This is a genomic window from Alteromonas aquimaris (assembly GCF_026183695.1).
Classification (GTDB): Bacteria; Pseudomonadota; Gammaproteobacteria; order Enterobacterales; family Alteromonadaceae; genus Alteromonas; species Alteromonas aquimaris.
On the sequence record NZ_JAPFRD010000012.1, the window covers coordinates 47,430 to 60,103 of the forward strand.

Below are 12,674 nucleotides of genomic sequence, written 5' to 3' on the forward strand. Positions count from 1 at the left end.
ATGAACATCTATGGTATTACCACTGAAGCATCCTTTGTACTGCCTGATATACGAACTTCTTCAATTGAGCAGTTGTTAGCCGACACGCAAACAACCAAAGCGGCTGTTTTTCACTTCCAGCAGGGTGAAAAAGGAAAGCTGCACCATTGGGTACAGAGTATTCGTCAACACCCACATCCGCGTATTTATTTAATGCCTTTGGCTTTGGTATTTGATGAAGAAAAACCACCTGCTTCTTTACAAAAACAGTTTGATGAATGTATATCCGTGACTCAATTGGGGCATACATCGACCACTAAAAGCGCACTTTTTGAACGTATCTCGCAGTGGCTGGAGAGGGTACCTAACTTAGATACCCATTCCTCGGATAGCAGCATCCCGTTTAAGATATTGCGTTTGATGGCTAGCCGTAATAAACGTCTGGAACCAATGTTAACCCCCGCTAACACCAGAGGGTTTGTTTATCCTGCAGTAGAACCTTTCTTTGCCCGCAATGACGACAGCTCTATCAACAGTTTAGATTTTTTACATAAGCAACAATTTGTGGGACGGGAATTTTTCAAACGCGCCCATTTTTGTCCCACCTGTGAAAGTGCGTTTTTAAATTTTATCGAAACCTGTACCGATTGCGGAGCAGAGAATTTAAAAAAAGAAGAGTTAATTCATCATTTTAAATGTGGCCATGTGGATAATCTTTCGCATTTTGAACGCAATAATCTGCTCATATGCCCTAAATGTGATGAGCGACTAAAACATATCGGTGTCGATTACGATAAACCTTCTATCGTATATCAATGTCAGCAATGTACATTGCAATTTCAGGATCCCTTACTTAAGGTCCAATGCTACACCTGCGAAAGCGAAGCCAGTATTGATGACGTAACGGTGGAAGACATTTACGCCTATGAACTAAGTGCCATAGGTCTTAATGCGGCGCTGTATGGTTTGGATGCATTATTTACCTCCATTTTACAAACAGACCTTCAGCTGTACAGCAATCGCGAATTTAAAAGCTTTATACATATAGAAAAAGCACGTATTGCACGCTACAAAAAGTCCACCAGCTGTGTGGCAACCATTTATTTCGAAAATCTCGACAGTATTTTCCAACGCTTAGGCAAACGCACTGAACAATTATTTAAAGAAATTAGTGCCGTGTTTAAATCAGTATTTAGAGAATCTGATGTAATTTCGGCATTAAACGAAAGTGTTTTTGTTATTTTGATGACAGAAACATCCGAAGAGAACGCCAACCTAGCCCTTAACCGATTAAAGACTGCCATTCAGGATTTATTTGCTGCCAATTTAGCAGAAGAGCTGTCAGTGGGAATATCAACTCGTGTTTACGGGATAGACAGTTCAAGTGATTTGAATCTGATGCTAGAAAATGCTCTGAAGGTTAAGGAAGAATGAGCTTAACCGGCCTGTTTGCGTTTGTTCAAAATCTGACGCTTGCACAGGTTTTGGCTTATTTCTGGCCCTTTTTCCTGTTGGATATGTTGCGCTATGTGATCATTGAATCACTGCTTATTTTTAAGTTTTTATTCAACAGAAAACGTCGAGAACGTGAACGCGCATATGCACGTCATCAGCTTTTTGCTGAGCGTCCCATTGTGTCCATCATCGTGCCGGGTAAAAATGAAGGAAAACATATTCCGGCGCTCGCCAACTCACTCAGCAATCAAACATACAATAATTTCGAGCTGATTATTGTGGATGATGGCTCGGATGATAATACGGCGATGATATGCCGACAGCTACTTAAACAAGGTAAGATAGACCGTTTTTTTCGCAATGAAGTCAGAGGAGGGAAAGCCTCTGGTGCCAATACAGCGCTGCGCTTTTCTCAAGGCAAATACATTATTCACATTGATGCTGACTCCCACTTAGCTGAAGATGCCATAGAGCAGATATTACTTCCCTTTTACCTAGACGAGCGCGTAGGTGCTGTCGGTGGGGATGTCCGAGTCGCCAACGAAGATGACAGTTTCGCTACTCGATTACAAACAATTGAGTATATCAAAACCATAAGCGCGGGTCGGGTCGCCGCTTCGGAATTGGGGATTTTACGGATTATTTCTGGCGCACATGGGGCATTTCGAAAAGATGTACTCGCCCAGGTTTATGGCTGGGATGTAGGTCCTGGGCTGGACGGCGACATCACGCTAAAAATACGCAAGTTGGGATACCGGGTAGTCCATGCGGTACATGCTGTGTGCTATACCAACGTGCCGCTAAAATTCGCTAATCTGCGTAGACAACGATATCGCTGGGACCGTTCATTAGTTCGCTTTCGTTTGCGTAAACATTTAAATATGTTGGCACCCGCAGCTAACTTTCGAAGTTCCTCTTTTTTTTCAATCATCGAAAACATCGTATTTAACGTATTTTTCGACTTTAAATGGATAATTTACGTAATCTACATGCTTTATACTGCGCCGCACTATTTAGGTTATGTTTTTATCATCAACTACTTTCTGTATTTTATCGCGAATATTATTCAGTTTGTGGTTGCCCGCGCACTGATCTCTCCCTCTTATCGAGCGATAGATGGATTAACTCCCTTTTTTCTACCCCTGATGCCCTTCTATACAGGCTTATACTTACGAGCGGTAAGAACCTACGCGTATTTAATGGAGTTTCTGCATAAGACATCGTATGACGATCCTTGGAACCCATGGAAAGTGTCCCGGATCGCCAAGAAAGAAAAATTATGAGGCTTGTTTGAGTTTTCTATCCTGCACCAGCTTGGTGATAATGCTGGTCAGATTCGTAATGTTGAAAATGGTACCAAAGATGCTGCCCACAGCGACTGCATATATGAGCCCCAAAATCTCTGCCAGAATAAACCATTGACGAATACGGGTAGCATCACGCAACACGATTGAACCAATGGTGAAAATAAGCGCGGATGAGTAAGCAAAGAAAATCAGCCAGCCGTGGTTCAAAATAAACCATTCGTAAGCGAGAAACGCCAAGTTAGCCGCGACGAAACCGATGAGTACGCCTTTCCCCCGGTTCTTAAGCGCCACGACATTTCGGATGCTGGCTAATAAACAACCAATGCCCGCGGCCATGGCATCCAACATAAAGAAATGAATACTTACGCAAAAAAGCGCAACCGCTGACACCATCAGATAGCGTTCTACGGTATTTTGACGATAACCAATAAAATTGAAAATTACTGCAAGGGCACCAAAGCCCTCAGCCCAGAACTGCATAGACAAACCCTACAGACAATTAGAAGATAACATCAACGAAGCTTGCTAATCATTGTATGGTCATTAGGCAGAGAAAATGGTTTCAACACCGTATCTGCAGGATACGCGAACAAGCCAAAGCGATTACCACTGGTGTGGCTAAGTATCACCGCATAAGCCGGCATGCAATCCATATCATGATGGCAAGGATCAAAAAGCGGAACATCATACTTGTCCAGCGACAAAATGGCTACTTTTTGTTTTTCATGATAGACAAAACGCTCAGCCACCGGCTGTTTTAAGATGGCATAGACTTGAAATTTCGGGACGCGCCATTCGGTGTCGCGCCATTGGAAGGGCTGAATCTGGATCCGCTTGACAATCTTTTCGATACATTCGGGTAACATACTTGCCTCCGTGATGTAGCTTGATGCCGTTAAAAGTGCAGATAAAAGTCTCTGCACAGCGTTTTGAATTCTGAACTGTATTGCGCTTGTTGATTTCTTATAACTAGGGTTTGCCTATTTATTAGATACTCGGTAACTCGTTTTTCGGATTGACTAAATTTAAACGCCACCACATGGGCGGGTTTCTCTTCACTGTGCCGTACGGTTAACAGTTCATCACAGACTAAATTAACAGTCTTAGCCATTGATAAAATTTCTGCTTCACGCGCGGCAGGATAGAGACAATAAAAATAACCATTTTTTATTAAATGCTTCGCCACCCAATGAAATAGTGTTGAAATCGATAACCCGTGATCAATTCTAGCTCGCTCTCTGTGTCGATTAAGCTGGATATAGGCACGGCTGGAGCTAATCGGCGCAGCAAAATAGGGCGGGTTGGCAATAATCGTGGCGTAATGTTGTGTTGGCGTAAATTGCGCTATGTCCATTAGTATTACGTTCATGCGCTTAGACCACGGCGATGCGGCGAAATTTTTATCTGCTTGCTGTGCTGCGTCCGGGTCGATTTCAATGGCGTAGACAGATGACATTTGCGATTTTTGCGCCATCATCAACGCCAATATACCGCTACCAGTACCAATATCCAAAATAGGCCCAGTGACCGAAGCAGGGCTAGCCCAACTTCCTAATATCAGGCTATCGGTATTAACTTTCATCGCACAGTGGTGCTGTTCGACCACAAACTGTTTACAGGCAAACACGGAGCGTTTAGTCGCCATCAAAGACCTGAAGTTTAATCATCTCATGCGCCACTTCGATGGCCGATACCGGCCGGTATTTTTTTAACGGTCCGACCAGAAGCATGCCCAAGACAGGGGCGATGGTTTGGGCGATATCTTCCAACGGACGATTTTCATGACGCTCACCGAGCAATAGTGAGGGTCTTACCGCTGCAGCATTTTTGAGCTGTGACATTCCCATAATGGCATTTTCTAATTCTCCTTTCACGCGCAAGTAAAAATTAGCACTTTTGGCATTTGCGCCAATCGAAGATATCCATACAAAGCTTTTACAACGCTGCGCACGGGCAAGCTGCGCGGCAACATGCACATATTCGAAGTCAACCTTTCGAAAGGCCTCTCGGCTGCCAGCTTTTTGAATGGTGGTTCCCAGACAGCAATACACATGGTCCACCTTAAAGTAGCCTTCATACTCTTGCAGCGATTCGAAATCAATGACCAGCCAATTCACTTTTTTCTGTTCATGCGATACCACCGATGAAGGCATAGGACGCCTGACCAAGCAGGTTACTTGCTTATATCTAGGATCGTTTTGCAGCTGTTTTATTAATGCTTTTCCGACCAGTCCCGTTGCTCCCAGGACCAATGCCGTTTTAAATTGCGCCACCTTATGCCATCCTATTGCCAACAAGCACTGTTGATTCGTTGTGCCTAATCACTTATTTAGAATTGCTCTGCCATCGCTGAGCTGATCACATAATAAAACGAATTGATGTAGTCTAGCTACTTTTTACTTTTTACTTTGCATATATAAGACGACATTTAGAATGAAAAAAGCCTTACTTTGCGGAGCCATTATGCTCACCACCGTTGCGAAAGCAGAACCGTTAACGATTGAACGCATTTTCGAGTCCCCTTCCTTGGATGGTAATGCACCGACTGAGTTAAAGGTTTCTCCAGATGCTGAGCGGGTGACTTTCCTTAAGGGGAAAGAATCCGATTATGAAAAACTTGACCTCTGGGAATATCACATTGCTTCAGGTAAAACCCGTCTGTTATTTGATTCTGACAAACTCACAACTGGCGAAGTAGAGCTGTCCGATGAGGAGAAAGCCCGCCGCGAACGGATGCGATTAAAGGGGACCGGTATTGTCAGTTATGAATGGTCTGCAGATGGCAAAGCATTGCTTTTTCCCCTAGGCGGTGACGCTTACTATCATAAGCTAGGCGAACAGGGAGCGAAACGACTGCTGGATACTGAAGCATTTGAAACCGATATCAAGCTCTCGCCAAAAGGTAATTTTATTTCCTACATTCGCGACCAGAACCTGTATATCAAGCATATTGCTTCAGGCAAGGAAACCGCCATAACCCAACAAGGGGGGGGTGATATCAAATTTGGCATGGCCGAATTTGTCGCTCAGGAAGAAATGAGTAGGATGACCGGCTACTGGTGGTCACCCGACGAACGTTTTATCGCGTTTACTAAAGTTGATGAGGCCCCCGTACAGGTGATAACGCGCTCTGAAATTTATGCTGATGAAATTAAAATGATTGAGCAGAAATACCCAGCAGCAGGCACACCCAATGTTAACGTCAAACTGGCAATTCAGAACATTCAATCCAGTGAGCGCCAGTGGGTTGATTTAGGCAAGCATGAAGATATTTATCTTGCCCGTGGCAAGTGGATGCAGGATGGCAAAACTTTCACTTATCAATGGCAAAGTCGCGACCAGCAACAACTGGAACTGCGCGCTTACGATGTAGAGACAAAAGCACAAAAGACGCTACTTACTGAACAGAGCGATACGTGGATAAATTTACACGACGATCTTACGTTTTTGAAAAAGTCACCGCAGTTTATCTGGGCTTCAGAGAAAGATGGTTTCAAACACCTCTATTTGATGGAAAATGATGGCAACCAAGTTCGCCAGCTTACACAAGGTGAGTGGGTGGTAGATAACCTTGAAGCGGTGAATGAAGCTGAGGGAATAGTGTACTTTACGGGGCGCAAAGATACCCCCATCGAAAGCCACCTTTATTCAGTATCGTTAGCAGGCGGAAAAATCTCTCGGATAACCACCGAAGAAGGATTCCACGAGGTTGAGTTCAGTGCAGATGCAAGCGTCTATGTAGACAGCGTTTCCACCATTAACCGTCCTCCGCAGGTCAGCCTGCATCAGGCTGATGGCAAGCAAATTACCTGGCTTGAAGAAAATAAACTGGATCAGACGCACCCATTGACGCCGTATGTGTCTGGGTGGACAAAACCTGAATTTGGTACCTTCGAGACCAAAGATAGTACCACTCTGCATTATCGTATTTTTAAACCCAAAAACTTGAAAAAGAAGCATCCTGCAATCGTATTTTTATACGGTGGCCCGCATGCACAAGTGGTCCAGAACAAATGGTATGGCAGTCGCGGTTTACTGATGCAGTACTGGGTAGATCAGGGCTATGTAGTGTTCAGTGTGGATAACCGAGGCTCCAACTACCGGGGGAAAGCGTTTGAAGATCCTATTTATAAAAAAATGGGATCAATCGAAGTCGATGATCAGGTCGCCGGTGTGGAGTTCTTGCGCACGTTGCCCTATGTCGACGCAGAGCGAATTGGTGTGCATGGTCACAGTTATGGCGGTTACATGACCCTGATGGCAATGTTTAAAGCGCCAGATTATTTCGCAGCGGGTGTGTCGGGCGCACCGGTAACTGATTGGCGTATGTATGATACGCACTATACTGAACGCTATATGGGTAATCCGCAAACCGATGACCAGGCTTATACTGATGCTTCCGTGTTTCCCTATGCAGACAACCTCAAAGGGCCATTATTGATTTATCATGGAATGGCGGATGACAATGTACTGTTTACTCACAGTACCCGTCTTTATAAGCATTTACAGGATCAGGCAATCCCTTTCGAAACCATGGATTACCCAGGCAAGAAACACAGCATCAAGGGTAAAGCGACAGGAATTCACTTGTATAAGACCATTAGCAACTTCTTCAATCGAAACCTTCATCCTAATAAATAGCCAGTTTATAGGGCTTGTATTTTTCAAGCCCTATTCTACCCCTTCGGCGCCTCACATTAAAAATCACGACAAAACATAGAGTTACCCTAAATCATAAATTTAACAAATTGTTACATGTTGTAACAGTTAGGATATTTTTATATGGTTAGTCGTGCGAATTTCATTCGAATTTATAATATAGAAAAAGTCTGGTTCGATACCGACACCCAACTTTAACAACACAAGTGAAGAAGAAGTCTATGTTTAAAACGACAGTAAAACCTGCTTTCGCTGCTACTTTATTAGCATTAAGTGCGTCAGCAGTAGCGGATAATGATCGCTACATCATTCAGGTCGAAAATAACGGCAAAGGCATTGTAAAAGCAATTGCTAAGCAAGCTGGTGCTGACATCAAAGTTGATGCCGATGGATTTATAGCTGCAACGTTTACAGGGAAGTCACTTGAGCAAGTTAAGGGGTTAATGAATAACCCGCATGTTAAATTAGTTGAAGAAGATCTGGTTCGTCGCCCAATGGCATTGTTCAATGATGATGCCGGTGACCCTATGGTAACCCAGGTTACACCTTATGCTGTTTATCAATCCCAAGCTAACCAGGTGGTATTTAACGCCAACGCGGGAATGAAAGTGTGCGTAATCGACTCCGGTCTAGACAGCTCCAACTCTGATTTCATTTGGAGTGGCATCACCGGGGATAATGACCCAGGCACCGGCAACTGGTTTGATCACGGTGGTCCCCACGGTACCCACGTAGCGGGTACCATCGGTGCCGCAGACAATGGTTATGGTGTGGTCGGTATGGCCCCTGGCGTTGATATGCACATTATCAAAGTATTTAATGAAGCGGGCTGGGGCTATTCCTCTGACTTGGCTCATGCTGCACAACTTTGTCAACAGGCCGGTGCGAACATTATTAATATGAGCCTTGGTGGCGGCGGAGCTAACAGCACAGAAGAAAACGCGTTTATTGATTTCGTAAATGGCGGTGGCTTTGTAGTCGCGGCTGCAGGTAACGACGGCAATTCAGTTCGCTCTTATCCTGCTGGCTACCCTGCCGTTATGATGATCGGCGCGAACGACGCTGACAATAATATCGCTGATTTCTCTCAGTTCCCATCATGCACTACTGGACGTGGCAAGAACGTAACCACCGACGAGACGATTTGTGTGGAAGTAACCGCTGGCGGTGTAGATACGCTGTCCACCTACCCTGCGGGTATGGCGACAATGTCAACATTGACTGCCGATGGAGCAGGTTTTGACTCTTCTGCTATGGAAAACAGCGGAAACGCATCAGGTGCAACGTACTTTATGGGAATTGGCGATTCAGTTGATGCTGGCGCTGCAGGCAAAGTATGTGTTATCGACCGTGGTACCATTTCGTTCTACGACAAAGTGAATAACTGTGAAATGTCAGGCGGTATCGGTGCTGTTATCGTTAACAATGAACCCGGCATGCTTTACGGCACTCTTGGCGAAACCAACAATACAACAATCCCAGCTGTTGGTGCAGCACAGGAAGACCGTTCAGCGCTTCTTGCCGCAGCTAACATGGATATCAGTATTGGTGCGAGCGACTACGGATTCATGAGCGGTACTTCAATGGCTACTCCTGCAGTAGCTGGTTTAGCGGCGCTTGTCTGGTCAAATCACCCTACGTGTACAGGTGAAGACATTCGTGCGGCATTTAAAGCCACAGCGTTGGATTCTGGTGCAGCAGGCAAAGATGCATACTTCGGTCACGGCATCGTACAGGCAGCTGATGCATCTGCTTATCTGACAGCAAATGGTTGTTCTGGCGGCGGTACAGGCGGCGGTAGTGACTTAACACTTAATGCAAATGGCTACAAAGTACAGGGCACTCAACGAGTTGACCTGACGTGGGGCAACGCAGCAACTACCAATGTGGATATTTTCCGCAATGGTGCAAAAATCGTTACTACGGCTAACGACGGCGCCTATACAGATAACCTGAATACAAAAGGTGGCGGCAGCTATCAGTATCAGGTGTGTGAAGCGTCTTCAACCACCTGTTCTGCAACCGTAAGTGTTGTGTTTTAAAGAAAACTCCTAAGCGGTTAAACCGCTTGCTCGACATCCCAAAGCCGGTAATTAATTGATTACCGGCTTTTTAATGGTGGTTTGAAACTAAAGGCCAAAACGTTTTTCTAAAGAACCTTTGTTTAACCAAATAACTGTTGGGCCAGGGTTTTCTGAACGCCTTGAGCCGCATTTTTACTCAGCTCTATTTTAAGGGGTGAGTTCTGTCCTGATACCCATAGTGTCAGCTCTGAATCGGTATCAAAATGTCCTGCTGATTCCACCACAAATTGAGTAATGGCACGATATGGAATCGAGTGGTAATTTACTTTTCTTCCGGTTAATCCCTGCTTATCAATGAACATGACGCGTCCGGTGGTGAAAATCACCAGATCTCTTACCAGTTTGTAGGCCTTCACGACTTGTTCGTTGTCGGCCAGAATAGCAGCCAACTCGTCTTTAACTTCCTCTGCGTTGGTTTCGCTGGCATTACCCATCAATGTGTCTAACAGTCCCATAGCATCTCCTTTTATCCTTCGCTTTCACACGGTTACAGTGATAGTGTAGCAATATAACGAACGAACTATATTACCCATTAATAAATGACAAGTATTACTTTCGCTGACATTCAGGCAGCATATTGCCGAATACACCACAAAGTTAAGCGTACACCACTTTTAGAGTCATCATTGTTAAATAGGTGGCTGGGGCAGCGCATTTTGTTTAAAGCCGACTGTTTACAAACGGTGGGCGCATTTAAAATCCGCGGGGCTACTAATTTTGTTGCCCATCTAGAAGAAACGGACAGGTTACCCACACATATCGTAGCCAACAGCTCAGGAAACCATGCTCAGGCGGTGTCTTGCGTGGCGAAGGAATATGGCATTCCAGCAACAATCTTCGCTGCACAAACAATATCGGAAGTGAAGGCCGCGGCGACCCAAAGTTATGGGGCGGAACTAAAGCTTTTCGATACCCGTAAAGAAGCTGATATTGCGGTGAGCGAAGCTGCAGAAAAACCGGGTACCGTCTGGATCCCACCCTATAATCACGCTGATATTATCGCCGGTCAGGGAACCTGCGCGCTGGAAGCAATTGAAGATGCCGGACATGCTGATGCGATTTTTGCTCCCTGTGGTGGAGGTGGATTACTGAGTGGCTCACTAATCGCAGCGCGTGCGATGCTACCAGAAGCCAAGGTCATTGGCAGTGAGCCTTTGTTAGCAAATGACGCGGCGCGGTCATTGCAAAGTGGAAAGATTGAAACGTTAAATGAAACCCCCGATACCCTGGCAGACGGTGCAGCCACCCCCTGTCTGGGTGATTTAACCTTTCCCTATATTCAGCAGCTCGACGAATTTTATGAAGTTAATGAACAGCAAATAACGTACTGGACCCAATGGCTCCAACATTTATTAAAACTGCATGTGGAGCCAACCAGTGCCATGAGCATGGCAGCGGTCGTCTCTTGGGCGCTTTCGGCGCCGTCTGGTCAGACGGCAATTGTGCTGTTGACCGGGGGTAACATCAGTCAGCAGTCAATGTTAAAAATATGGCAAACTGATTATTTGCTACAACCACCCAATATTACTGAACAGGAGTGAGCTCATGAGGAAAACGCTGATTTTTCTTACCCTGATTTTTGCTGCTTTTAGCCTAAATGCGGCAACATTGATTAACAATGTCAAAGGTTACACACTCAACCCTGAGGGAAATTTAGTGACATTTTCCTCACTTTTAATTGACCAGGGAAAAGTTAAGGCATTGGATCCCGAAAGCTCGCCAGTGGAAGCCGAAATCATTGATGGTAACGGGCATGTCATGTTACCAGGACTGATTGATGCTCACGGCCATTTGTTGGGATTAGGTGATAATCTGCTTAAAGTTGATTTACGCAACACTTCCAGCGAAAAAGAAGCCGCTCAGGCTGTGGCAGAATATGCGTTAGGAAAGGCTCATCTTGATTGGATTACAGGCCGTGGCTGGAATCAGGAACTATGGTCTGATCGAGCCTTTCCAAAAAAATCTTCTTTAGATAAATTAAACATAGATAAACCTATCTGGCTCATTCGCGTTGATGGACACGCCGGCTGGGCAAATAGTAAGGCATTAGAACTAGCAGGCGTGACCAAATCGACTCGCGCCCCCGCAGGAGGGGAAATTATTCGCGATGCCCAAGGTAACCCTACGGGCGTACTCATAGATAACGCTATGAGTCTGATAGAAAAACATTTACCACATGAATCTGCTAACGTCATGCATGCCCAGCTAAGGGCTGCTGGTGAACATTTACTGAGCCAGGGCATAACCAGCATGCACGATGCCGGAATAGGCCACAAAGTGTATACATTTTACTTGGCAAAGGCGGTTGAAGAAAAATTACCGCTGCGCGTATATGCAATGGTTAGCGCCACTGATCCTCAATTGGATCAAATACTTGAAAGGGGCAACATAATCGACCCGCAAGGCATGTTGGTAATCCGCAGCGTGAAGGCGTATGGTGATGGCGCATTGGGCAGCCGTGGGGCTGCTTTGTTAAAACCTTACAGTGATGCTCAGCATCAGCACGGGTTGCTGCTCACTCCCAAGGATGATATGCCTACTCTATTTAACAAAGTAATCGGTGCCGGCTTTCAACTTAATTATCATGCTATTGGCGACAAGGCGAACCGATTAGCCCTGGATCAATTTGAACAAACTTTCAAAATGGCTGGCGGAAAAGATTTACGCAATCGCATTGAGCATGCACAAGTAATAGCTATTCGTGATTTACCGCGTTTCGCTGAGCTTGGTGTATTACCTTCGATGCAACCCACCCACGCAACCAGTGATAAAAATATGGCGGAAGACCGCGTGGGTAAAGAACGCATTAAAGGCGCTTATGCCTGGCAGACGTTATTAAAATCTGGGGTGAGAGTACCGCTGGGATCAGACTTCCCGGTTGAATTAGCTAACCCGTTTTATGGGCTTCACGCTGCGGTCACTCGACAAGACAGAGATAATCAGCCGGTAAAGGGTTGGTACCCTGAAGAGGCCCTTACCCTCGAACAGGCATTTAAAGGTTTCACACTCGATGCAGCTTACGCCGCACATATGGAGGAAGAAATCGGCACTCTGACGCCCGGAAAATGGGCCGACTTTATCTTAGTTGATCAGGATATTTTCAACATTTCAGAAAAAGATATTTGGAAAACACAGGTGTTGCAGACTTGGATTGCTGGCAAAGAAGTGTTTAAGCGCCCACAGCAGTAAG

Annotated in this window: 11 protein-coding genes; 6 read left to right on the plus strand and 5 right to left on the minus strand. The window is 45.3% G+C overall.

Annotated features, from left to right (window positions below; translation table 11 throughout):
• Together OPS25_RS14185 and OPS25_RS14190 are read left to right on the plus strand one after the other, a co-directional pair.
• Window positions 1–1,413: a TackOD1 domain-containing metal-binding protein gene (locus tag OPS25_RS14185; RefSeq protein ID WP_265618496.1), complete on the plus strand. Its 1,413-nt coding sequence runs from the start codon at window positions 1–3 to the stop codon at window positions 1,411–1,413.
• Window positions 1,410–2,717: a glycosyltransferase family 2 protein gene (locus tag OPS25_RS14190; RefSeq protein WP_265618497.1), complete on the plus strand. Its 1,308-nt coding sequence runs from the start codon at window positions 1,410–1,412 to the stop codon at window positions 2,715–2,717. Before OPS25_RS14185 ends, OPS25_RS14190 begins: the two co-directional genes overlap by 4 nt.
• On the opposite strand, the gene OPS25_RS14195 is transcribed toward OPS25_RS14190, so the two are convergent.
• Genes OPS25_RS14195 through OPS25_RS14210 form a run of 4 tightly spaced genes read right to left on the minus strand, consistent with a single transcriptional unit; the run spans window position 2,712 to window position 5,014 of the window.
• Window positions 2,712–3,221 (minus strand): YgjV family protein, encoded by a 510-nt coding sequence (locus OPS25_RS14195; protein ID WP_265618498.1) that lies wholly within the window; start codon window positions 3,219–3,221, stop codon window positions 2,712–2,714. The genes OPS25_RS14190 and OPS25_RS14195 overlap by 6 nt on opposite strands.
• 32 nt (window positions 3,222–3,253) lie before the next feature.
• Complete coding sequence (locus tag OPS25_RS14200) at window positions 3,254–3,607, minus strand: hypothetical protein (protein WP_265618499.1); 354 nt, start codon at window positions 3,605–3,607, stop codon at window positions 3,254–3,256.
• A 29-nt stretch (window positions 3,608–3,636) separates the two neighbouring features.
• Complete coding sequence (locus OPS25_RS14205) at window positions 3,637–4,386, minus strand: tRNA1(Val) (adenine(37)-N6)-methyltransferase (protein ID WP_265618500.1); 750 nt, start codon at window positions 4,384–4,386, stop codon at window positions 3,637–3,639.
• Window positions 4,376–5,014: an NAD(P)H-binding protein gene (locus OPS25_RS14210; RefSeq protein ID WP_265618502.1), complete on the minus strand. Its 639-nt coding sequence runs from the start codon at window positions 5,012–5,014 to the stop codon at window positions 4,376–4,378. Before OPS25_RS14210 ends, OPS25_RS14205 begins: the two co-directional genes overlap by 11 nt.
• 160 nt (window positions 5,015–5,174) lie before the next feature.
• Here OPS25_RS14210 and OPS25_RS14215 point away from each other — a divergent pair, with 160 nt between their 5' ends.
• Together OPS25_RS14215 and OPS25_RS14220 are read left to right on the plus strand one after the other, a co-directional pair.
• Window positions 5,175–7,382, plus strand: a complete 2,208-nt coding sequence (locus OPS25_RS14215) for a S9 family peptidase (RefSeq protein ID WP_265618503.1) — start codon at window positions 5,175–5,177, stop codon at window positions 7,380–7,382.
• Window positions 7,383–7,621: 239 nt separating this feature from the next.
• On the plus strand, window positions 7,622–9,442 hold the full coding sequence (locus OPS25_RS14220; protein WP_265618504.1) for a S8 family serine peptidase: 1,821 nt from the start codon (window positions 7,622–7,624) through the stop codon (window positions 9,440–9,442).
• Window positions 9,443–9,564: 122 nt separating this feature from the next.
• Here the strand turns inward: OPS25_RS14220 and OPS25_RS14225 are convergent, their stop codons facing one another.
• Window positions 9,565–9,939 (minus strand): PH domain-containing protein, encoded by a 375-nt coding sequence (locus tag OPS25_RS14225; RefSeq protein WP_265618505.1) that lies wholly within the window; start codon window positions 9,937–9,939, stop codon window positions 9,565–9,567.
• Window positions 9,940–10,023: 84 nt separating this feature from the next.
• Between OPS25_RS14225 and OPS25_RS14230 the strand changes: the two genes are divergently transcribed.
• Both OPS25_RS14230 and OPS25_RS14235 read left to right on the plus strand, forming a co-directional pair.
• Window positions 10,024–11,025 carry a serine/threonine dehydratase gene (locus OPS25_RS14230; RefSeq protein ID WP_265618506.1) on the plus strand — a complete coding sequence of 334 codons (1,002 nt, stop codon included), beginning with the start codon at window positions 10,024–10,026 and terminating at the stop codon, window positions 11,023–11,025.
• Window positions 11,026–11,029: 4 nt separating this feature from the next.
• Window positions 11,030–12,673 (plus strand): amidohydrolase, encoded by a 1,644-nt coding sequence (locus OPS25_RS14235; protein WP_265618507.1) that lies wholly within the window; start codon window positions 11,030–11,032, stop codon window positions 12,671–12,673.
• Window position 12,674 lies beyond the last annotated feature (1 nt).

What these genes read in the sequence shown, in the direction of transcription:
- OPS25_RS14190 (WP_265618497.1), top strand. Translation starts at nt 1,410, where the DNA reads ATGAGCTTAACCGGCCTGTTTGCGTTTGTTCAAAATCTGACGCTTGCA.
- OPS25_RS14200 (WP_265618499.1), bottom strand. Translation starts at nt 3,607, where the DNA reads ATGTTACCCGAATGTATCGAAAAGATTGTCAAGCGGATCCAGATTCAG.
- OPS25_RS14215 (WP_265618503.1), top strand. Translation starts at nt 5,175, where the DNA reads ATGAAAAAAGCCTTACTTTGCGGAGCCATTATGCTCACCACCGTTGCG.
- OPS25_RS14225 (WP_265618505.1), bottom strand. Translation starts at nt 9,939, where the DNA reads ATGGGACTGTTAGACACATTGATGGGTAATGCCAGCGAAACCAACGCA.
- OPS25_RS14195 (WP_265618498.1), bottom strand. Translation starts at nt 3,221, where the DNA reads ATGCAGTTCTGGGCTGAGGGCTTTGGTGCCCTTGCAGTAATTTTCAAT.
- OPS25_RS14185 (WP_265618496.1), top strand. Translation starts at nt 1, where the DNA reads ATGAACATCTATGGTATTACCACTGAAGCATCCTTTGTACTGCCTGAT.
- OPS25_RS14230 (WP_265618506.1), top strand. Translation starts at nt 10,024, where the DNA reads ATGACAAGTATTACTTTCGCTGACATTCAGGCAGCATATTGCCGAATA.
- OPS25_RS14220 (WP_265618504.1), top strand. Translation starts at nt 7,622, where the DNA reads ATGTTTAAAACGACAGTAAAACCTGCTTTCGCTGCTACTTTATTAGCA.
- OPS25_RS14205 (WP_265618500.1), bottom strand. Translation starts at nt 4,386, where the DNA reads ATGGCGACTAAACGCTCCGTGTTTGCCTGTAAACAGTTTGTGGTCGAA.
- OPS25_RS14235 (WP_265618507.1), top strand. Translation starts at nt 11,030, where the DNA reads ATGAGGAAAACGCTGATTTTTCTTACCCTGATTTTTGCTGCTTTTAGC.